This window comes from Rhodococcus sp. FW305-130 (genome assembly GCF_058788335.1).
Window position 1 is genome coordinate 105192 of sequence record NZ_JBYTAP010000008.1, and the last position, 20843, is coordinate 126034.

The 20843-nt window shown below is 62.7% G+C and carries 22 protein-coding genes; 14 read left to right on the forward strand and 8 right to left on the reverse strand.

What is annotated here, in order from left to right:
- Window positions 1-13: 13 nt before the first annotated feature.
- Window positions 14-235 (forward strand): hypothetical protein, encoded by a 222-nt coding sequence (locus tag AC3WQS_RS24055; RefSeq protein ID WP_020968904.1) that lies wholly within the window; start codon window positions 14-16, stop codon window positions 233-235.
- 16 nt (window positions 236-251) lie between these two features.
- On the opposite strand, the gene AC3WQS_RS24060 is transcribed toward AC3WQS_RS24055, so the two are convergent.
- Together AC3WQS_RS24060 and AC3WQS_RS24065 are read right to left on the reverse strand one after the other, a co-directional pair.
- On the reverse strand, window positions 252-1106 hold the full coding sequence (locus AC3WQS_RS24060; protein WP_492712830.1) for a polyphosphate kinase 2 family protein: 855 nt from the start codon (window positions 1104-1106) through the stop codon (window positions 252-254).
- Between the two features lie 57 nt (window positions 1107-1163).
- A complete protein-coding gene (locus tag AC3WQS_RS24065) occupies window positions 1164-1898 on the reverse strand; it encodes a TetR/AcrR family transcriptional regulator (protein WP_003941527.1) in 735 nt (244 codons plus the stop codon).
- A gap of 170 nt (window positions 1899-2068) precedes the next feature.
- Here AC3WQS_RS24065 and AC3WQS_RS24070 point away from each other — a divergent pair, with 170 nt between their 5' ends.
- The 5 genes from AC3WQS_RS24070 (at window position 2069) to AC3WQS_RS24090 (ending at window position 6372) form a co-directional block, all read left to right on the forward strand.
- Window positions 2069-3349: a DUF445 domain-containing protein gene (locus tag AC3WQS_RS24070; RefSeq protein ID WP_046378191.1), complete on the forward strand. Its 1281-nt coding sequence runs from the start codon at window positions 2069-2071 to the stop codon at window positions 3347-3349.
- 103 nt (window positions 3350-3452) lie between these two features.
- The gene (locus AC3WQS_RS24075; protein WP_019744418.1) at window positions 3453-3959 is read left to right on the forward strand and encodes a helix-turn-helix domain-containing protein; all 507 of its coding nucleotides are present in this window, start codon (window positions 3453-3455) and stop codon (window positions 3957-3959) included.
- Window positions 3952-4779: a heparin-binding hemagglutinin gene (locus AC3WQS_RS24080; protein ID WP_019744417.1), complete on the forward strand. Its 828-nt coding sequence runs from the start codon at window positions 3952-3954 to the stop codon at window positions 4777-4779. The genes AC3WQS_RS24075 and AC3WQS_RS24080 overlap by 8 nt, the downstream gene beginning before the upstream one ends.
- Window positions 4780-4875: 96 nt before the next feature.
- Complete coding sequence (locus AC3WQS_RS24085) at window positions 4876-5172, forward strand: DUF2516 family protein (RefSeq protein WP_003941505.1); 297 nt, start codon at window positions 4876-4878, stop codon at window positions 5170-5172.
- A 168-nt stretch (window positions 5173-5340) separates the two neighbouring features.
- Complete coding sequence (locus tag AC3WQS_RS24090; RefSeq protein WP_020968907.1) at window positions 5341-6372, forward strand: alpha/beta fold hydrolase; 1032 nt, start codon at window positions 5341-5343, stop codon at window positions 6370-6372.
- 12 nt (window positions 6373-6384) lie between these two features.
- On the opposite strand, the gene purU is transcribed toward AC3WQS_RS24090, so the two are convergent.
- Window positions 6385-7272, reverse strand: a complete 888-nt coding sequence (gene purU / locus AC3WQS_RS24095; RefSeq protein ID WP_003941509.1) for a formyltetrahydrofolate deformylase — start codon at window positions 7270-7272, stop codon at window positions 6385-6387.
- Window positions 7273-7336: 64 nt separating this feature from the next.
- On the opposite strand from purU, the gene deoC reads away from it, so the two are divergent.
- Window positions 7337-8002, forward strand: a complete 666-nt coding sequence (deoC, locus tag AC3WQS_RS24100) for a deoxyribose-phosphate aldolase (protein ID WP_020906748.1) — start codon at window positions 7337-7339, stop codon at window positions 8000-8002.
- Here the strand turns inward: deoC and AC3WQS_RS24105 are convergent.
- Window positions 7999-8769 (reverse strand): LmeA family phospholipid-binding protein, encoded by a 771-nt coding sequence (locus AC3WQS_RS24105; protein WP_029254824.1) that lies wholly within the window; start codon window positions 8767-8769, stop codon window positions 7999-8001. The two genes, deoC and AC3WQS_RS24105, sit on opposite strands and share 4 nt — an antisense overlap.
- 127 nt (window positions 8770-8896) lie before the next feature.
- Between AC3WQS_RS24105 and AC3WQS_RS24110 the strand changes: the two genes are divergently transcribed.
- The 3 genes from AC3WQS_RS24110 (at window position 8897) to AC3WQS_RS24120 (ending at window position 13332) form a co-directional block, all read left to right on the forward strand.
- Window positions 8897-9475, forward strand: a complete 579-nt coding sequence (locus AC3WQS_RS24110; protein ID WP_020906750.1) for a type IV toxin-antitoxin system AbiEi family antitoxin domain-containing protein — start codon at window positions 8897-8899, stop codon at window positions 9473-9475.
- Between the two features lie 311 nt (window positions 9476-9786).
- On the forward strand, window positions 9787-11217 hold the full coding sequence (locus AC3WQS_RS24115; protein WP_492712831.1) for an Ig-like domain-containing protein: 1431 nt from the start codon (window positions 9787-9789) through the stop codon (window positions 11215-11217).
- A gap of 81 nt (window positions 11218-11298) precedes the next feature.
- Complete coding sequence (locus AC3WQS_RS24120) at window positions 11299-13332, forward strand: Ig-like domain-containing protein (protein ID WP_492712832.1); 2034 nt, start codon at window positions 11299-11301, stop codon at window positions 13330-13332.
- Window positions 13333-13402: 70 nt separating this feature from the next.
- On the opposite strand, the gene AC3WQS_RS24125 is transcribed toward AC3WQS_RS24120, so the two are convergent.
- The 3 genes from AC3WQS_RS24125 to AC3WQS_RS24135 all read right to left on the reverse strand — a co-directional run bounded on the left by AC3WQS_RS24125 (window position 13403) and on the right by AC3WQS_RS24135 (window position 15273).
- A complete protein-coding gene (locus AC3WQS_RS24125; protein ID WP_019744410.1) occupies window positions 13403-14191 on the reverse strand; it encodes a hypothetical protein in 789 nt (262 codons plus the stop codon).
- 7 nt (window positions 14192-14198) lie between these two features.
- Window positions 14199-14699, reverse strand: coding sequence for a DUF2505 domain-containing protein (locus tag AC3WQS_RS24130; protein ID WP_019744409.1), 501 nt, complete (start codon window positions 14697-14699; stop codon window positions 14199-14201).
- A gap of 76 nt (window positions 14700-14775) precedes the next feature.
- On the reverse strand, window positions 14776-15273 hold the full coding sequence (locus tag AC3WQS_RS24135) for a DUF2505 domain-containing protein (protein WP_019744408.1): 498 nt from the start codon (window positions 15271-15273) through the stop codon (window positions 14776-14778).
- A 74-nt stretch (window positions 15274-15347) separates the two neighbouring features.
- Here AC3WQS_RS24135 and AC3WQS_RS24140 point away from each other — a divergent pair, with 74 nt between their 5' ends.
- The 4 genes from AC3WQS_RS24140 to AC3WQS_RS24155 all read left to right on the forward strand — a co-directional run bounded on the left by AC3WQS_RS24140 (window position 15348) and on the right by AC3WQS_RS24155 (window position 20071).
- A complete protein-coding gene (locus AC3WQS_RS24140) occupies window positions 15348-16391 on the forward strand; it encodes a UDP-N-acetylmuramate dehydrogenase (RefSeq protein WP_020906754.1) in 1044 nt (347 codons plus the stop codon).
- 32 nt (window positions 16392-16423) lie between these two features.
- Window positions 16424-17620 carry a L,D-transpeptidase gene (locus AC3WQS_RS24145; RefSeq protein ID WP_021333914.1) on the forward strand — a complete coding sequence of 399 codons (1197 nt, stop codon included), beginning with the start codon at window positions 16424-16426 and terminating at the stop codon, window positions 17618-17620.
- A gap of 127 nt (window positions 17621-17747) precedes the next feature.
- Window positions 17748-19313 (forward strand): hypothetical protein, encoded by a 1566-nt coding sequence (locus AC3WQS_RS24150; protein WP_492741565.1) that lies wholly within the window; start codon window positions 17748-17750, stop codon window positions 19311-19313.
- Complete coding sequence (locus tag AC3WQS_RS24155; RefSeq protein WP_428691218.1) at window positions 19310-20071, forward strand: ESX secretion-associated protein EspG; 762 nt, start codon at window positions 19310-19312, stop codon at window positions 20069-20071. The genes AC3WQS_RS24150 and AC3WQS_RS24155 overlap by 4 nt, the downstream gene beginning before the upstream one ends.
- Window positions 20072-20090: 19 nt before the next feature.
- On the opposite strand, the gene AC3WQS_RS24160 is transcribed toward AC3WQS_RS24155, so the two are convergent.
- A complete protein-coding gene (locus AC3WQS_RS24160) occupies window positions 20091-20840 on the reverse strand; it encodes an SDR family NAD(P)-dependent oxidoreductase (RefSeq protein ID WP_003942076.1) in 750 nt (249 codons plus the stop codon).
- Between the last annotated feature and the right edge of the window lie 3 nt (window positions 20841-20843).

The window sequence follows — 20843 nt, forward strand, 5'->3', positions numbered from 1 at the left end:
GGAGGAGCGAACGATGAAGCTCAATCTCTTTGCAGCGTGGGCGTCGTATTTCCTGGTGCTGGCCACAGTTGTCTGTCTCGGCAGCTTTCTCGTGGCCGCCGGTTCAGGGCACGGTGGTTGGGCGTTGATTGCCGGGCTCGCCGGCGTCGCGTCCATCGGACTGGCGGTTGCCCTGTACACCAGCACCGTTCATCACGACCACAAAGTGCACCGCGAATCCCCACACCTGTTCTGATCAGGACTGCTTCTGATCAGGACTGTGCCAGTCGCGCTTTCTCCGCCTCGATGTCGAAGTTGGCAGGCGGCCAGTCGAGATCGAGCTTTTCCAGAGCGTCGATCAGTAGCTCCGTGACCGCAATTCGGCTGTACCACTTCCGATCACACGGCACGACGTACCACGGCGCGTGCTCGGTCGACGTCTTGTCGAGCATTGCCTGATACGCCTGTTGATATGCAGGCCACAAACCGCGTTCGGTCACATCACCCGGGTTGTACTTCCAGTACTTGTCCGGGCGGTCGAGCCGCTCTTCGAGCCGCTTCTTCTGCTCGTCGAGCGAGACGAACATCGCCACCTTCACGATGGTGGTTCCGGCGTCGACGAGTTCCTTCTCGAACTGGTTGATCTCGTCGTAGCGCGCGCTCCAGACATCCTCAGGGACAAGATCGTGGACACGCACGACCAGGACATCCTCGTAGTGGGAGCGATCGAACACACCGAGATAGCCGCCGCGGGGGAGTTCCTTCTTGATCCGCCAGAGGTAGTGATGTTGCTTTTCCTCTTCGGTCGGGACGCCGAAGGCCGCGTGCTGAACTCCCGAAGGATCCACGTGACCGATCACGTGTCGGACCATGCCACCCTTGCCTGCGGTGTCCATTCCTTGCAGGACCAGCAGGATGGAACGGTTGTCCCCGGACCTGCCGTTGGCGTAGAGCAACTCCTGCAGGTCGGACAGGACCGCGCCGCGCTCCTCGAGTAGACGTTCGCCGTCAGCTTTGTTTCCGGTGAATCCCGGAGTGCTGTTGCGATCGAGTTGATCGAGTTCGAACCCGGGCTCCGCCCGCAGTGTCTTGGCGGCCGGTGTTTCCCGCAGCGAGTCTTGTGCCATGCCGAAAGAGTGCCACAGGATCGACCCCTGTGGCTCGAAAGTTCGGTCTCGGGCGAGTCAGTCCTCGGCAGGCTTGACGAGGGGATGCGGAACCGACTTGAACTTGGCCGGTGATCCGTTGACCGCAGCAATGCCGGTGATGCCGCCCCACGTCATCATGGTGAGGTAGTCGATCAGCGATTCTGCGGACATCGACTTGTTGGAGATCCACCAGTGCGTCGCGAGCTGAATTCCGCCGACGATCCCGAACGCCCACGGCAGTGAACCGCCGGAATCCATCTCCATCTCGCGAAGACGATTGCCCAACACCGTGGAGAGCAATTCGGCGATCATGCGCTCGGAATCGGCAACGACGTCGCGGTTGGCGCCGGCGCCGTTGGCCATGACGTAGAGGTAGATGTCGGGGTCGGATGCCACCGTCTCGACGTACGCGGTGATGCTGGCCTGGGTGAGTTCGAAATCGTCGAGATCACCGCTGATCGCTTCGTAGATACGCGGCGACAGGATGGTCTCGACGTACCGCATCATCGTGGCGGTGGTGAGGTCGCTCTTGTCGGCGAAGTACCGGTAGAGCACGGTCTTGGACACACCGATCTCGGACGCGATCTCGTCCATGCCGATCTCACGGCCGCGTGCCCGGATAGCAGCGATGGTGCCGTCGACGAGTTCCTCGCGGCGAGCGATCTTGTGTTCGCGCCACCGACGCTTGCGACCGTCGGATTTCTCGGGCTTCGCATCAGCAACGACTGGGCCGTCTACCTGCTCGTTGTCCTGCACGGCATTCTTGGCCACGAGTCATCTCATATCTGTGGTGCGAGCCACGTCCGATCGGTCTACTTTCCGGTCCAGCTTAATGTCCGTGCCTTTATCTCGGGCACTCACATCCGCAGTTCGGGGGATTAAGTCCTAGCGAATCGGACATCGTGTCGCTCGCGCTACGCCGCGTCACACCTTTCGGCACAATGGCGAGGGTGCAGCAACTGAGCCTCTCCGCCTTCGACGACGCCGCTAAGCGTCGGGACCTTCGCAAGATGAAAGTCTTCGCCACTGGCCTCCTCGGCTTCGCGACGGTCGTCTACATCTTCTGCCGGTGGCAGGAATCCCGCGGCGCCGGAGAGTGGGTCGGGTACGTCCGGGCCGCGTCCGAGGCGGGCATGGTCGGCGCGCTTGCCGACTGGTTTGCCGTCACCGCGCTCTTCCGTCATCCGATGGGGCTTCCCATCCCGCACACTGCCATCATCAAGCGTAAGAAAGACCAGCTCGGAGCCAGTTTGAGCTCGTTCGTCGGTCAGAACTTCCTGGCTCCCGAGGTTGTGTCGGCCAAGGTGCAGCAGGCGCAGATTCCGCTCCGCCTCGGTACGTGGATGGCTGAACCTGCCAATGCCGCTCGCGTCGCCGCCGAGACGTCGACGGTATTGCGCGGGATGGTCGAGGTTCTTCGCGACGAGGACATTGCCCAGATCATCGACAACACGATCGTGAAGCGGCTGGCCGAGCCCATGTGGGGACCGCCGATCGGCCGAGTGCTCGGGGAGTTGCTCAAGGACAACAAGCAACTGCCGATCATCGAATTGCTTGCCGAGCGCGCGCATCAGTGGGCACTCGGCAGCCAGGAGACGATCGACCGTGTGATCGTTCGCGATTCGCCGGCGTGGTCGCCGAAATTCGTCGACGCCATGCTGGGGGAGAAGATCTACAAGGAACTCGTCGAGTTCACCTGGAAGGTCCGTTCCAATCCCGAACACGAGGTACGTCTCGCCGCCAACCGCTTCCTGATCGATTTCGCCGATGATCTGCAGAACGACCCGGAGACCATCAAGAAGGCCGAAGGGATCAAGGCGGAGATCATGGGCCGCGAGGAAGTGACGGGTCTGGCGTCCTCGACGTGGCAGGTCGCCAAGCGCCTCATCATGGAGTCGGTCGACGATCCGAACAGCACCCTGCGGACCAAGGTCGCCGAGAACGTGGCCGGCTTCGGAATCAGGCTGCGAGACGACGAATCCATGCGTGAGAAGGTCGACGGCTGGCTGGTGCAGGGCACCAAGTACATCGCGGAGAACTACACCGACGAGATCACCGGAGTCATCAGCGACACGGTCGAGCGGTGGGATGCCGACGAAGCGAGCCAGAAGATCGAGCTGCAGGTCGGTCGAGATCTTCAGTTCATCCGTATCAACGGCACCGTTGTCGGATCAATCGCCGGGCTGCTGATCTACACGATTTCGACGCTCATCTTCGGCTGAGCTGTCCGGTATGTGACGTCCACCACGAGTGCTAGCAGTAGTGCTTGCAATAGTTAGCACCCTCTCCTATCCTGGGAAATGTCCACTGGAAAGGGAGGACGCAATGCCAGCGAAGTCGACGAACTCCGATGACGGAGATCGTGAATTATCCGGTGCCGCAGCCGGAGCAAGCGACTTGGCAGCTCGCGTCGTCAGCTCTGCGGCACACGACATCGGGGGGTTCATTCGTGCACAGCGGGAAGCCGCCCAAGTTTCGATGCGCCAACTTGCTCAACTCGCCGGCGTCAGCAATCCGTATTTGAGTCAGATCGAACGCGGATTGCGCAAACCGTCGGCAGACGTACTGGCGCAAATTGCCAAGGGTCTTCGGGTCTCATCAGAAGTCCTGTACGTCCAAGCGGGATATCTCGAACAACGCCCGCACAGTCCCATCAGGGACGCGGTGTTGGCCGAGACGGCCATCAACGAACGGCAGAAGCAAGTACTGCTCGAAATCTACGACTCGTTCTGTCGCGAGAACGAGTCGTCCAGACCAGCCGCAGCGCCCGATTTCGCTGAATCGGCCGCAATTCCAGACACCGAGACTTCACTAGGAGAACAAGATGACTGACAAGAACGCCATCGACAGCGTCAAGACCTCGCTCTACGCCGCTGTCGGCGCAGGCGACCTGGTTGTCCAGGCCGTGGCCGATGTAGTCGCTCAGGTTCGTGAGCGCGCCGAGAACACCCAGGGTGACGTCAACGGCCGTGTCGACGGTGCCCGCGAGAAGCTCGCTTCCGTTCAGGGTGACGTTGCCGAGAGCGTCGAGGCACTGCGCGAGCGTCTCGCCGGCCTGCCGTCCGAGCTGCCCGAAGAGCTCGCCGAGCTGCGAGAGAAGTTCGCACCCGAGGAACTCCGCAAGGTCGCCGAGGCATACCTCAAGGTTGCCGGCGATCTGTACAACTCCCTCGCAGAGCGCGGCGAAGACGCAGTCGAGCGCATCCGCAAGCAGCCCGCAGTCGAAGAGGGCATCGCTGCTGCAGAGTCGGCACTCGGCGACGCCGTCGAGCTGACCGAAGACGCACTCGGAACCGTTGCTCGTCAGACGCGCGCCGTGGGCGAGCAGGCTGCCAAGCTGGCCGGCCGCGCTGCCGGACGCATCTCCGACACCGCAGAAGAGGTCGGCGAGAAGATCGCTGACGCCGGCGAGAAGATCGCCGACGCAGGCGACGAGGCAGCACTGAAGGTCCTCGACCTCGGTGACCAGGCAGACGAGGCTTCCAAGGAAGCTGCCGCTCGCGTGACCGCTGCCGCTTCCGACGTCCAGGAGCGCGCGACCACCGCCGCCAAGAAGGCTGCTCCGGCAAAGGCTGCTCCGGCAAAGGCTGCTCCGGCCAAGGCCACCGCGCCGGCTCCGGCCAAGAAGGCTGCTCCGGCCAAGAAGGCCTGATTCTGCCCAGCTCCACCTGACGAAGGCTCCCGCGCTCAGCCGAGTGTGGGAGCCTTCGTGTTCGTCGGGAACCGGATGAGAACTTAGGATGTAGTTGTGACTCAAGTCGATGGGCTAGTCGGTCTGATCTTTCTCGCACTGAAAGTGCTCGCGTTGGTGGGTGCTGTCTACGCGATCGTTCATGCCGTCAGGCAGCGTCCGGACGCCTTTACCGCGGTCAACAAATTGACCAAGCCGATCTGGCTCGGAATTCTGATCGTTGCGGCGTTGATCCTGCTGGCGACATCCCCTGTCGGTCTCCTGGGCATCATCGCGGTTGTTGCAGTGTGTGTATATCTCGTCGACGTTCGACCGCGCGTGGACGACATCCAGCATGGCGGTTCCCGCTGGTAGTGGGCCGCGGTTTCTGCTCATCCGGTGACGCGGTTCCAGGTCACCGTGTGTTGCCCCACTCTTCGCTCCAACGCTGACAACGCGCGTTGTTCGAGTGATAGTGTCGGTTAACGGCAGTCACACATAGATTGCATCCGTCTGTCGTCAGCAGCAGTCAGGGGTAAATGCATGTCCAGTCGTTCGCGCACCACAGAGCTTCGAGTACTGGCAGGCGCCGTCGGGGTGGGAGCACTCGTCGCGGCAGTCGCTGGGATCCGTCATCGGCGATCCACGCGCGGGTTGACTCTTTCGAGCGACGTCGAGCCCAACGCACTCCTGAAGACTCCGACGCTCAAAGCTGATATCAGTGAACTGACCACCGACGACGGTGCGATCATCAATATCCGGGCTTACGGTCCCGTCGACGGCGATCCGATCGTTCTCAGTCACGGCTGGACGTGCTCAACCGAATTCTGGTACCCGCAGGTCAATGCGCTTGCCGGTGAATATCGCGTCATCACCTACGATCAGCGCGGTCACGGACGCAGCACCGTCGGTAATCTTCCGCTCGGCCCGGACGTCCTCGCCGACGACCTTTCTGCCGTGCTGGCAGCCACGGTTCGCGAGGACAAGAAGGCGGTCATCGTCGGTCACAGCATGGGCGGGATGAGCATCATCGCCTGGGCTGGTCGTCACCCCGACGAGGTCAAGAAGTACGCGTCGGCGGTCATGCTCGCGAGCACCGCGAGTGAAAGGTTGATCGCCGAGACCACGGTCATCCCACTGCCCAATCGCTTTCCTCGGGTGCCGGTCCCCGTGGGCCGCGCCATCCTCAGTTCGCCCGTTCCGTTTGTCTCCTCGGGCGCCATGACGAAGGCGATCCAGTACGTCTCGATGTCACCGAACGCGACCAAGGCCGAGATTCAGTTCTGCGAGAACATCGTTCGTGAGTGCAAGCCGCGTATTCGTGGCGGTTGGGGAGCAGCGCTGAGCACCCTCGACATTCACGAGGGACTCGACAATCTCGAAGTGCCGACCACCGTGCTCGTCGGTTCGCTCGATCGGCTCACTCCGCCGGTCCATGCGCGCAAGCTTGCGCAGGTCCTCGACGACGCCGGCAACCTCGAACGGTTGATCGTGTTGCCGGGCGTCGGTCACATGTCGTCGATCGAGAACATCGACGAGTTCGACAAGGAAATCGTGCGACTGCGCAATCTCTAGCGCAACGCAGCTCTAGCTGAAGACGACCGTCTTGCGCCCGTGGACCAGCACCCGATCCTCGAGGTGCCAGCGCAGTCCGCGTGAGAGCACGAGCTTTTCGATGTCTCGACCCTGGCGGACCATGTCGGCGACATCGTCGGCGTGGTCCACACGGATCACGTCCTGCTCGATGATCGGACCGGCATCGAGTTCGGCGGTCACGTAGTGGCAGGTGGCGCCGATCAACTTCACGCCGCGTGCGAACGCCTGGTGATAGGGGCGGGCACCGATGAACGACGGCAAGAAGCTGTGGTGGATGTTGATCGCGCGGCCGGCCCAGTGCTCGCACAGTGATTCGGGAAGCACCTGCATGAAGCGTGCAAGAACCACGGCGTCGGGGTTGTGGGCGTCGACCAGGGCGCGGACCTTCTCGAAGGACGGTCCCCGTTCGGCCGGGTCCTTGGCGAACGGAACGTGGTGGAAGTCGATCCCGTGGCGCTCGGTGACACTGCGCAGGTCCTCGTGATTTCCGATGACGGCGCTGATCTCTGCCGGAAGTTCTCCGCCCGCGGCGCGGCCCAGGAGGTCATGCAAGCAGTGACCTTCCTTGCTCACGAGCAGCACGATCTTCTTGGGTGCGCCGGAGTCGTGAAGAGTCCACTCGGTTTCCGGACCGATCTCGGCCGCAACAGCTTTGAACCGTTCACGAAGCTCGTCGATGCTCATGCTCACAGACGACGCACGGACCGCCTGACGCGTGAAGAACCATCCGGTGTCGGCATCGGCGTGGTACGCGGCCTCCACGATCCATCCACCGACGTCGGTGAGAAAGGTCGAGATGCGTGCGACGATGCCCGTGGTGTCGGGGCAGCCGAGGGAAAGAACATAGCGACGATCGTCGATCGAAGGTGCAGCGGTCATGCGGCCTAGTCTCTCAGGTGCGGCTGCGGCGACGGTCGCGTGGTGGTGTGCCAAGCTTTCCATCATGTCTGAAGCTGCACTCACTCGTTCCCAGGTTGCCGCGATGGTGGACCACACTCTCCTCAAACCCGAAGCCACCGCGGCCGATGTGACCGCCCTGATCGACGAGGCACGCAGCCTCGGTGTGCTGGCCGTCTGTGTCTCGCCGTCGATGTTGCCGATTCGCGCCGACGGACTGGTGACGGCGGCCGTCGTCGGATTCCCGTCGGGGAAGCATCATTCACTGGTCAAGGGTGCCGAAGCGCGACTGGCCGTCGATCAGGGCGCTACCGAGATCGACATGGTCATCGACGTAGGAGCGGCGGTCGCCGGCGACTACAGCGCTGTGCTCGCAGACATCCTCACCGTCCGTGAGGCGATGGGGGAGAGTGCGATCCTCAAAGTGATTCTCGAAACCGCTGCCCTGTCCGACGAGGCCATCGTCGAATGTTGCCGCGCAGCCGTGCGTGCCGGGGCGAACTTCGTCAAGACCTCCACCGGCTTCCACCCCGCGGGTGGGGCGACGGTCGAGGCCGTCGAACTGATGGCACGGACGGTCGGCCCAGGCGTGGGAGTCAAGGCCAGTGGCGGAATACGTACGACGCAGGCCGCACTCGACATGATTGCGGCCGGCGCCACCCGTCTCGGATTGTCCGGAACCCGAGCAGTATTGGACGGTCTGACCGACTAGGTCAGCAGGCCGCAGCTGTCCGGCACCGCCGAGGCGTTCTGGTTGTTCGCGTCGGCGACGGGCATGGCGTAAGCGCCGCCCTCCAGTGAGATCTGGATTGCGTCGTCGGTAACGGTCAGCTTGGTGGGCTTCATGTCCAGCGGGTACGTCTGCAGGCTGTCGGTGAGTGTCTGGACGATGCCGTCGACCAGGTCTGTCGGCAGACCCAATCCGAGAATCTCGGCGCCGACGGTCTGAACGTCGACCACACCGTTGGTGACGGTGGGCTTGACCGTGAGCTTCGCGAGCCCGACCGGTCCGACGTCGAACGCGAGTGTTCCGGCGCTCGAGTCGGCGGTGACGCCGGAGACGAGGCCACCGAAGGTCTGCTCCTGCAAGGTGGCGAGAATGCCTGCGGTAGACCAGGTGACGTCGGCGCTGGAGCTGCCGATGGTGCCGCTGTTACCCGCCGAGGGCTGCAAGTTGATGTCGTTCACCTTCGCGTGAACCTGCATGCCCGTTGCGGGGCCGAACGAAGAGTCGTCACTGTCGATGCTGATGTACGGCACCTTCTTGTCGACTGCCTGCAGGAGTACGGGCTTCCAGCTCAACCCGACGTCGACCTGGGATCCCAGTTCGCTCTGGAACTGATCGGCCATGCAGGTCTTCACCTGGTTGCGTACGTACAGTTCTCCACCGACGAGTGCCGCCACGAGCACGGCGATCACCACGAGAAGGATGACGAGCACTCGGTTGCGCGGACGAGGGTTGTTCGCTGCGACAGTCATTCGCCAGATTCTTCCCGACGAGTCTGAACGAACTCTGTGAATACGCACTTCCTCATTCCTGTGATGCGCGACACAGTCGCCCGTAGTCTGTTCGAAACGGCGTTTTCGACGGTCACCGGAGGTGGTCATGGCTTCGGACTACGAATCACTCGAGCTGCTGGCGCTGCGACAGTGTGGATTTGTCACGGCTCTCCAAGCGTCCGAACTGGGTTTCGGTCTGGCGTCGATGGAGGAGATGACGGAATCCGGAACATGGACATGTGAGTGCCGCGGACTCTTTCGCCTCGAACGCGTCAGACATACTGCCTTGGACGAATTTGCGAAGTGGTGCACGTGGTTCGCCGGTAGCGCCACCGTCTCGCATTACAGCGCCGCAGATCTACATGGCCTCGGGCACCTGCAACCTCGCTTCATTCATCTCTCGACAGCGCACCCACTCGCGGCGCCGACCCGCCAAGTCGCCCTGCACCGACTGCCGCTCGCGGACGACGAGTGCGAACAGATTGGACCCATCCGCATCACCACGCCTTTGCGCACCGTGCACGACCTCGCTTCCGGTGGAATTTCTCAAGTCCTGCTCAACGAAGTAGTCGCCGATGCGGTAGCGATAGGTCGACTGGACGCGCACGAGTTGTATCTCTCGTGTGAAAACGCGAGCATCGACGTTGCCGTCCGAGTGGAGTTGGCGCTCGCCGCAAGCCTGTAGTCGAGATTGATTTTCTATGCTTCTGCGACCTTCTGGCATCACGTTCGAAATCGAATATGACACCAATATCAGAGATTTGAAATGCGCTACTTCGGGGCGAATATTCTGACTTCAGTGCAGGTGGAGCGATATCTGGACCAGTACTTCGGGACTTTCGACCCATGATCGCTGCAGCTTGGTGATGTCGGCGATGAACTAATTCGGCGAAAAGCGTAGTTACTTTACAGTCAATGGGATAACGTCACGGCATCAAAAGCAGACGGACGCTTGTCCTGGACGGCTGTCTGCTCCCGTGTGCGAGAGGGATGTGGATGTCCGTGAGTGGTGTTCGTCGTGTTGTCGGTGGTTTGAGTGCGTTTGCTGTTTCTGCGGGTTTCGCGGTGGTTGCGGGTGTCGGGGTTGCAGGTGCGGCTCCGGTGACGGCGGAGTTCAATTCCGATGGGTACAAGGTGACTCGGACGATCAGTAACGGCACGCCGTCCGAGGGTGATGTGATCACGTCGAAGACGGTGTTCAAGCGAACTGCCGCGGTTCACAATCTGTATGCGGTGCGCGATTTTCATCCGGCGTGTATGACGTATGTCGATGGTTCGGCGACGGTGAACGGTAGTGCGTTCCGTGTCAACGAAGTGGCTACTGATTCTGTTCGGTTGAGTGCGGGTGCTACGGAGTGGCCGATGTGGGGCGGTGACGTCAAGACGTTCGAATTCCAGTATCGCGTCGGCGCGGATTGTGCTCGTGGTACCAATTTGTCGACGACGGTGCATTTCGACGGGACGGTGTTCGTTGACGACACGACGAATGGTCGTGGCCCGTCGATCAATGTTCAGAAGAACGTCTCGACGACGGCCGTGTCACCGGTCAGTGGCGCTCAGGTGGGGCAGCCGGTGACGTTGAGTGCGACGGTGACCGGTGGTGCCGACGGTGATTCGGTGGAGTTCTTCGACGCAGGTTCCAAGATCGGTGCGGGCGCGCTCGCCAATGGTGTTGCAACACTTGCCTGGACACCGACCACCCGTGGAGACCACTCGATCACAGCGAAGTTCGCCGACACGGCGCGTGCCGTCGGTTCCGCTTCGGCAGCGCTGATCGTGAACGTTTCGCAGGCCGATGCTCAGTCCAGTACGACGCTGGCGCCGATCTCGGGCGCGCAGGTCGGCAAGTCGACCACTCTCAAAGCGACTGTGTCCGCGTCGGGCACCGGTGGAACGGTCACGTTCAAGGTCGGCGGAACGGTGCTCGCTTCGGTGCCGGTGGCAGGCAACGGTGAAGCGACCTACGCCTGGGTTCCGACGGTTGCCGGTGCGCAGAACGTCGAGGCTGTGTTCGCCGGCAGATCCGGCGTCACCGGGTCGAGTACCACCGCGAATGTGACAGTCGCCGAACAGCCCGCCGGAACAACAAGCTCCACAACAGATCTCAGCGTAGTAGCGGGGCAGGTCGGCGTTGCACAGACGATCTCCGCTCAGATCAGTCCTGCAAATGCCGGTGGCACAGTCACCTTCAAGGACGGCGAGACCGTCATCGGCACGGCTACGGTCGATTCATCCGGGAAGGCCAGCCTTTCGTGGAAGCCCGCAACTCAGGGTCAGCGAATTGTCGCGGCGGAGTACTCGGGCGCCGGCACGGTGACGGCATCCTCCGATCAGGTCTCCGTCCAGATCGCCGCACCGGTCGACGGTGAAGAACCAGGCAACGGCACCGGTTCGCTCGGCAGCCTCGGCAACATCTTCGGCTCCTAGCAATCAATACCCGGTGATGCCCCGCCCGCTTCAGGTGGTGGGGCATCACCCATATCCCTCACTTCTCGAGAAGGAAAATCTATGTCTGTAGGTTCTGCACGTCGTGCAGTTGCAGGTTTGAGTGTGTTTGCTGTTTCTGCGGGTTTCGCGGTGGTTGCGGGTGTCGGGGTTGCTGGTGCGGCTCCGGTGACGGCGGAGTTCAATTCCGATGGGTACAAGGTGACTCGGACGATCAGTAACGGCACGCCGTCCGAGGGTGATGTGATCACGTCGAAGACGGTGTTCAAGCGAACTGCCGCGGTTCACAATCTGTATGCGGTGCGCGATTTTCATCCGGCGTGTATGACGTATGTCGATGGTTCGGCGACGGTGAACGGTAGTGCGTTCCGTGTCAACGAAGTGGCTACTGATTCTGTTCGGTTGAGTGCGGGTGCTACGGAGTGGCCGATGTGGGGCGGTGACGTCAAGACGTTCGAATTCCAGTATCGCGTCGGCGCGGATTGTGCTCGTGGTACCAATTTGTCGACGACGGTGCATTTCGACGGGACGGTGTTCGTTGACGACACGACGAATGGTCGTGGCCCGTCGATCAATGTTCAGAAGAACGTCTCGACGACGGCCGTGTCACCGGTCAGTGGCGCTCAGGTGGGGCAGCCGGTGACGTTGAGTGCGACGGTGACCGGTGGTGCCGACGGTGATTCGGTGGAGTTCTTCGACGCAGGTTCCAAGATCGGTGCGGGCGCGCTCGCCAATGGTGTTGCAACACTTGCCTGGACACCGGCTGACGTCCGAACCCACAGCGTGACGGCCAAGTACCTCGGAAATGCAAAGGTGGCGACCTCCACGTCGTCAGCTGTCGACGTCGTCGTGTCCGAAGCGGACAAGAGCACTGCAACCGCGATCACCGGTCCCGCAAGTGCAGTTGCAGGTGAGTCCGTGACCGTCGAGGCTACGGTGTCGCCTACTCCGGCGGGTGGCACGGTGCAGTTCAAAGACGGTGCAACCGACCTCGGCGGCGCCGTTACCGTCGATGCCAACGGCAAGGCGTCGCTGACGAATTCCTATGCAGAAGGCGCGCATTCGATCGTGGCGGTGTACTCCGGTTCCGGTGTCTACCAGACTTCGACGTCGGCGCCCCATGCGCTGACAGTCGCTCCGGTGGTGGTCGAGGAGAACACAACGACCACCCTCGTCGGCCCGTCGACGGCGTCGACCGGTGAGGCATTGTCGTTCACTGCCTCTGTCTCGACCGGTGTTGCAGGTGGCACCGTGCAGTTCAAGGAAAGTGGCAGGGATCTGGGCTCCCCGATTCCCGTGGACGCAACGGGTAAGGCGACATCCACGCCGATCTTCAACGTGGCGGGTGAGTACAGCATCACCGCAGTGTTCTCGGGTTCGGGTAACTACTTGGGCTCGACATCGAACGCCCAGACCGTGAACGTCAAGGCGCCGGCTCCCACCGACCAGCAGACCCAGACGGTCTTGACCGTTCCGGCGGATGCAAAAACCGGTACGGCAGTTGGTCTGTCCGTAACCGTCACGCCGACGCCGGTGGGCGGCACAGTGCAGTTCAAGGACGGCTCGGGCAATCTCGGCTCGCCGGTGCCGGTCGTCGAGGGCAAGGCGTCGATCATGCACGAGTTCGCGAGCGTCGGTACGCACGACATCACGGCCGTCTACTCGGGTGCAACAGGATTCCTCACCTCTATCTCGGCTGCTCACTCGGTTTCGGTCACGGCTCCGGCCGCGGAGGATCAGGAAACGTCCATCACCGTGAGCGCTCCGGCGTCAGCGGTCAAGGGCGCGAAGGTTGATCTCGTTGCGGCAGTGGTACCTACGCTCAGCGCAGGAACGGTTCAGTTCATGGACGGAACCACCCCGATCGGTGGACCGGTTGCGGTGGTGAACGGTAAGGCCACGCTCTCGCACACCTTCACCGAACTCGGAGATCGCCGAATCACCGCGGTGTTCAGCGGAACTGACGGCTACCTCGGTTCCGAGACCCAGGCTGCAGTCACCGTCAAGATCACGGCAGAGTCCGACGGCGGAGAGCCCGGCAGCGGCGGCAGTTCGACAGGTTCGCTGGGAAGCCTGGAAAACATCTTCGGGTCCTAGCCCGACGCCTGCACACAGACGCCTCGCCGCAGAGACAACTTCTGCGGCGAGGCGTTTCCCGTCTGCGAGTTCAGGGGTTCGGCGCTACGACATGCCATGGCACCGTCAGGATGCAGTCGCGAAGACGTCGTCGCGCGGGCTGCACGGGAATTCCTTGCGCCCGAAGAATTTCCAATGCGGCAGCCCAGCGGTGTCGAGGTCCGAACGAGGCGTGTGGCGCAGCGGTGGCCCAGGCTCGATCGGCCGCGCTGAGCAGCGCGTGGATCGGCTCACCTGGAACGTTGCGGTGAATGAGAGCCTTCGGGAGACGTTCCGCGATGTCGGAAGGACGCTCGATGTCGAAGGGGTCCCAGGCCAGTGTCAGGGTCAATGGACGATCGGCGTCGAGAAGCACCCAGGCGCAACGCCTTCCGAGCTCGTCGCAGGTTCCGTCGAGTAGCAGTCCGCCCGGGGCGAGGCCGGACTGAATGTGTGCCCACGCAGAGTCCACAGCGTCCTCCGGGTATTGCCGGAGGACGTTGAAGGCGCGTACGAAAACGGGTGTGAGACCGGCCAGTTCGAATCCGCCACGGGCGAAGCTGACACCGTCACGACTCTCGACCACGCGGGCGGGGTCGATCTCGAGCCCGATGACGCGTCGATCCCGCCGGACAGCGGTGAGGCGGCTTGCCATCTCGAAGGTGGTGTCCGGCCTCGCCCCGTACCCGAGGTCGACGATCAACGGATCGGCCGCATTGTTCAGGGCGCGAGCGATAGTGCGGTTGTGGACGATCCACCGGTCACTTCGTCGCAGTCTGTTGATCCCCGTCGTGCCACGGGTGATGACCCCCTCGATCTTCGGGGGTGGAGCCTTCTTCACGTCGGCTTCAGCGTGCGGCGAGCCAGGTCGCGGTGACCTGGGCTTCGGTGCGGAACAGATCGACGAGGTTGATGAGCATGAGCTGTTCCAACTTCGCGCCGATGAACGGTATGAAGACCTTCGCCTCGGACGTGGTTCGCAGCGTGGACCCGGTATCGGTCGCGAACAACTCCATGGTGCCGGACAGATTCCCCGGCCCGGCCGGGATGGACGCTTCGTACGTTCCGGTCACGGTGTCACCGAAGGCGCCGTACGACTCCTTACGCGTAATGACCAGATCCTTCTTCATCACCGTCTGAGCAATGTCCGGCAAATCGGTGCGCGGGAGAATGTGGTGCAGCACTAGATCGATTCCGGAATCGGTGACCTCGAAATGTTCCACATGGTTCTCGGAATGCTTGCGCATCTCCTCGACGCGGGCCTCCCAGTACGAGCGGTCCGCCAGTGCCGCGTAGACCTGCTCGGGGGAGTGCTGATAGCGGGCGGAGTAGTCGATGCGGCGAGCCATGATCGGAAAGAATACCTGTTACGCGCTGTGACAAGCCAAATTGGCCGTATCCACAACTATTCCCGCCCGCAGGATTTTACTTCGCGATCCACTCCCGGGTGAAGTCCTGTTCGGCCTGGATGAGCCGGACAACCTCGTCGACAATTGCGCTTTCGATCTTTCCGCCGAGGAACGGGATCTTGACCTCGACCTCACCCTCGATCTCGAGAGTGGCGGAGTTCTCGTCGCCAGTCAGGACCTGCGTGCCCTCGATACGGGCGGGAACACCGTCGACGTGGGCGGAAAAGGTGCCCGTGGCCTTGCCGTCCTTGAAAGGAGCCATCGTCTCACTGCGCTTGATGACGATGTCGCCGTTGACGACCTTCGACACCATGCTCGGGAGATGCTCGGCGGCGATGATCTGCGACATCGTGACCGCGACGGTCTCGTCGCGAACGGTCAGCTCTTCGATCGCCGCGCCGGGACCACCGACAGCGACGATTCGGTCGCGCCAGTACTGCTCGGAGGTCACCGCCTCATGGACCTTCTCGGCGGGGACTGTGTACTTCGACGAATGCTCGATGCGACGGCTCACGATTGTGGAGGCTACCGTTTATCGATGTGTGGGACGTAACCATTGGCAGACGCGTCGTGGAATCAGGCGCTTTCGTGTCCGAGAACGTTGACTTGTCGGGATTGACGACGCTCCGAATCGGAGGACCGGCGCGGCTGCTCGCCGAATGCCCGACGACGCAGTCGTTGATCGACGTCGTGACGCTGCTCGATCGCGAGCAGATCCCGACGCTGATTCTCGCCGGCGGATCGAATCTCGTGATCTCGGACGCGGGATTCGACGGAGTTGTCGTTCGTGTGGCCAACACCACCGTGAGCCTCGACACGGACCGCGTCATTGCCGAAGCGGGCGCAGTGTGGGACGAAGTAGTCGGCCAATCCGTCGCCGCGGAACTGGGCGGCCTCGAATGCCTGTCCGGGATTCCGGGCTCGACCGGTGCGACGCCGGTGCAGAACGTCGGCGCGTACGGCGTCGAGGTGGGCTCGCGGCTCCGGCAGGTTCAATTGCTCGACCGACGCAGCGGCGAAGTGTCGTGGGTCGAACCGTCGAAACTCGAGTTGGGCTACCGGTCGAGCGTTCTCAAGCATTCCGATGCAGCAGTGGTTCTCGCCGTCGAATTCGATGCGTCGACCGACGGATTGAGCGCCCCGCTCGCGTACCGCGAACTGTTCACCGCACTCGGGGCCGAGGAAGGCGAGCGGTTGCCTGCGTCGCAGGTCCGCGAGGCGGTTCTGGGATTGCGGACAGGAAAGGCGATGGTGCTCGATCCGTACGACCACGACACTTGGAGCGCGGGTTCCTTCTTCACCAACCCCGTGGTGCCGGACGACAAGCTGCCCGCTGTGCTCGGAGCAATAACCGAACAGCTCGGAGACGTCACCGTGCCGCAGTTCCCGGGCAGTGGTGGAACCAAGCTCTCGGCCGGATGGTTGATCGAACGGGCCGGATTCTCCAAGGGGTATCCCGGTGAAGATGCACCGGCCAGGCTGTCGACGAAACACACCTTGGCGTTGACCAACAGAGGGTCGGCAACGAGCGCGGATGTGGTCTCGCTCGCGCGGACGGTTCGCGACGGCGTCGAAGCCGCGTTCGGTGTCCACCTGGAACCGGAACCGGTAACTGTGGGCTTCACCATCTGATTCCTGACGGAGCCCGCAGGTAGCCTGTTGAAGTGCATGAGCTGGGTGGTCGGAGAAGTCGTTCGCGTCTTGTTGCGTTGGTAGCTGTAATGCTCGCTGTAATGGTGGCCGCTGTCGGCTGCACGATCGGTGGCAAGGACGGACAGGGCGGTGCGGCGGCCGCCGAACCAGCACCTGTTGCGACCGTGGTGTCGACGCCGGCACCCGGTACCAAAGACGTCAGCCCGGTCGCGCCCGTCTCGGTTGCGGTGACCCAGGGAACACTGGCCGACGTCAATCTCAGCAACGCGGCCGGTAAGGCCGTCGCCGGACAACTCTCGCCTGACAAGACGACGTTCACCGTCAGTGAGGCACTCGGCTACGGCACCACGTATTCGTGGTCGGGCTCGGCAACCGGAACCGACGGCAAATCCGTGCCAGTGCAGGGGAGCTTTACGACGGTCGCCCCGGAGTCGACCACCGGCGCCACCCTCAACATCGCCGACGGCCAGGAAGTTGGAATCGCGGCACCGATCACGTTGCAGTTCGACAACTCCGTCGTCGACAAGGCGGCCGTCGAGAAGGCGCTTGTCGTGACCACCGTGCCGCCCACCGCCGGATCGTGGGCATGGCTGGCCGACGACAACGGCGGGTCACGGGCCCATTGGCGTCCGGCCGATTACTGGGTGCCGGGCACAACTGTCCATCTGGACGCCAAGCTCTACGGCTTGAACTACGGCGGTGGCGCTTACGGCGACCAGGATCTCACGCTCGACTTCACGATCGGTCGTAGCCAGATCGTGAAGGCGAACGCGCCGAGCCACCGCATGCAGGTGGTGCGAGACGGTCAGACGATCATGGACATTCCCGTCAGCTACGGCGAGGGAAACGAACCTCGAAACGTCACGCGCAGTGGCATTCACATGGTGACGGAGAAGTACGAAGACTTCATGATGTCCAATCCGCCGTTCTACGAGAACGTGCGTGAGCGTTGGGCGGTGCGCATCTCCAACAACGGCGAATTCATCCACGCCAATCCCGAAACCACCGGGGTACAGGGCTCGTCGAACGTCACGAACGGTTGCATCAACCTGTCGACATCCGACGCGCAGGAATACTTCGGAACCGCCCTCTACGGTGACCCCGTCGAGGTGACCGGCACGTCGATCGACCTGTCGCCTGCGGACGGCGACATCTACGACTGGGCGATCGATTTGCCGACCTGGAAGTCGATGTCTGCACTGGCGTAAGTCTCTACTGCTGTGAACCGAGAAATCCCTCGACGAGCGGAACCATCCGGGCGTTGCTTGCGTCAATACAGGTAAGCGCTGTCGGCTCGGGGGAGTCCGACGGGGATTTCGACGTCAGGGGGCAGCGGTGGGCATTCCATTTCTGGAAGATGTGCTTGGCAGGATCTCCGAAGCGACGCATGCCGTCCCGTCCGGCGTGGCGGCGTTGCCAGTTGTCGGCGCTCCCATCGCGAGCGCAGTCGCTACATCTGCTCTGGTGCAATCCGTAACCGACGACCGCGGCGCGTTCGACGACGAGATGGCTGTTGCGACCGCCGACGCCGATGCAGAGCGCGCACGAGCCTGGGGTGAGCGCGATGCCCTCACCGCCCAGACGTCATCGCTCGAGTACAGCGAACATGCAATCGTGGACGACGATCCTTTCGATGCGATGTCGCACTCCGAAATCTTCAACCACGTCAACGAGATGAATCCGGCAACCCTGAGTGCAATCGGTGAGGCCTGGAAGGCAATTGCCGGCCGGGTGGAATCTGGCATCGGGAAGTTCCAGAACGATGTGAACGGTGCAATCACCGAAGGCTGGCAGGGGCGCGGCGGCTCGGCTGCGTTGGAAGCAGTGCTGGCCTACTCGGCTGATGCGGGTGAGCTGAAGGTGCGGGTCGATCTGATCTCGAACAAGATCGAGGAGGCGAAGATCGCACTCGACGAGGCCAAACGCTCGATTCCGGCACCCGACGGCGCCTCGACGGTCGAGAGGTTTCTCAGCCTGGTTCCCGGGGCTACGTGGAAGCAGGCCCAATACGAAGCGGAAGAAGCCGAACGTCAAGCGCGCCAGGTGATGAAGGACGTGTATCTGCCGTACATGAAGCGTGCGGACGACCAGGTGCCGATCCTCCCGGCCGCTTTCAATCCGGTCACCGGCAATGGCGGGGCTGGAAGTGGCGGGGCTGGAAGTGGCGGGGCTGGAAGTGGCGGGGCTGGAAGTGGCGGCGCATTCGGTGGTGGTGGTTCCGGCGGAGGAATGGCCTCGGGAACGGGGAACGGGCTCGGCGCGCCATCGGCGTCGGGTGGCGGAGTTGGTGGAGGAGTGGACGGTGGAAACTCCGGCGGTGCAAATCCGGCCGGAGACGGTTCCGGTCAGAACCCTTTGGGCCCCAATTCCGGAAATGGTGACAACCGTAGTGGTGTTGACGCCCAAGGGAATTCCGGTGCCGACGCCGCCCGGTCCGCAAACGATTCCGGCCCGGCCGGGACCACCGCGGCACATGCCGGTCCACTGTCCGCCGGTGCAGCGCCGGATGGCCTTGCCCGTGCAACTCCGAATGGTGCTCAGCTCGGTTCCGGCGTGCCGTCAGGTCTGGTGGGTAGCGGTTCGGGTGGAGGTTCTGCCGGTGGAATCGGTACCGGCGGTTTCGGGCCCGGTGGAGCCCTCGGACCTGGCGGCCCTGGCGGCGGCGGTGGCCTCGCCGGTGGCGGACGTGGGGGAGTCAACGGAACTGGCGGTACTTCGGCGACGGGCGCGCAGAGCGGTCGGGGCGCGATGGGTGGCGTCGGCGGCATGGCACCGGGACGAGGGCAAGGGCAAGACGAAGACAACGTTCACGACACCCCCGGCTACCTCGTCACCGTCGAGAACGGTAACGCCCTGATCGGCGACCTACCCATGGTCTCCCCGGCGGTACTGGGCGAATGACCACCATGCAATGGCAGTTCACCGGCCTCGAATTCCAGATTCTCTGGGAAGCGGTCGGACGTGACCGACTCCCGTACCCGCTGCGGTTTCGTCCGGCGGCCGACACCATGATCGAGTTGACAGCGGCGCGACGTCGAGCGGGAGCGCACCTGACTGCAGTGCTCGACGATCGGCTGCATCACGTTCTCGGTGCTCTTGCGAATCCTGATGCTCGTGTGGAGGTTTCCGGTTTCCATGGGCAGAAGATGAGTACGGTGACGCGATTGCACGGTGTTGTTGCCGGCGACCTGGGTGTGCTCCTGACTCAACTGCCCGGCAGGACTGTCGACTGTGGCTCCGACGTGGTTTTCACCGTGGCACGCCCATCGGCAATTCCGCGGATGCTCGTCGATCACCTGCCGACCTGCCCCGCTGGATCGGAGCGTGGCCTGAACATCGAAAGGCCGAAAACTGCCGGGAGGCAGAGCTTTCTGAGCAGCGCAGCCGGTGCGCGCGGGAGCGAGGAAGTGAGCAGATTCTTCGGCCGAGAGCGGACCTCGATCGGTGAAGTCACCGCATACCCGGGAGGAGCCGTCGACAGCAGGCCGACAGACGACGGAATAACATTCCACTGGTACGACTATGCCGGCGACGGTCGGTACATCATCACCGCGGGTGAAACCGTGAGTGCCCGCGGCGCTTCCGCGGAAGTGACGGAGGCCGAGATTGCACGCAATCTCGACTCCGTCCTCCGTCAGTCGATTCGCCCGAGGCTCTAGCTGTTCGGTGCGATTCGAACTAGCTGGTGGTGCGATGGAACCGACCGGGGCTTGCCTGATCCCGCGGCTTGACGATGATCTGATCGAGGTTCACGTGTGACGGCCGGGACGCGACAAACCCGATGATCTCGGCGATGTCCTGCGCTACCAACGGTGTGATTCCCTCGTACACCTTGTCGGCCTTGTCCTGATCGCCCTCGAACCGGACGAGTGAGAACTCCGTCTCGACGGCTCCCGGCGCGATTTCGGTCAGTCGAACGGGCTTACCCAACAGTTCACCGCGCAATGTCCGATGAAGGACGGCTTGAGCGTGTTTGGCGGTGGTGTAGCCCGAGCCGTTGTCGTATGCCTCCAGCGCGGCCACCGAGGTGATGGTCACGACCAGACCGTCACCCGAATCGATCAGCTTGGGCAGCAGTGCCTTCGTCACACGCAACGTGCCCAGGACATTGGTCTCCCACATCCACCGCCAGTCGTCCAGATCGGCGTCCAGGACTGTTGCCAGACCCTTTGCACCACCCGCGTTGTTGACCAACACGTCGACACGGGGGACCACGGCCGCGAACGCGTCGACGGAATCCTCGTCGGTGACGTCGAGTTCGAGAGCGGTACCACCGATCTCCTCGGCGATCTTCTCGAGACGATCGACGCGGCGAGCACCGATCACGACGTGGAATCCCTGAGCTGCCAGGGTGCGGGCGGTGGCCTCACCGATTCCGGAGCTGGCTCCGGTGACTACGGCGATGCGGGCATCGGAAGAAATGGTCATGAT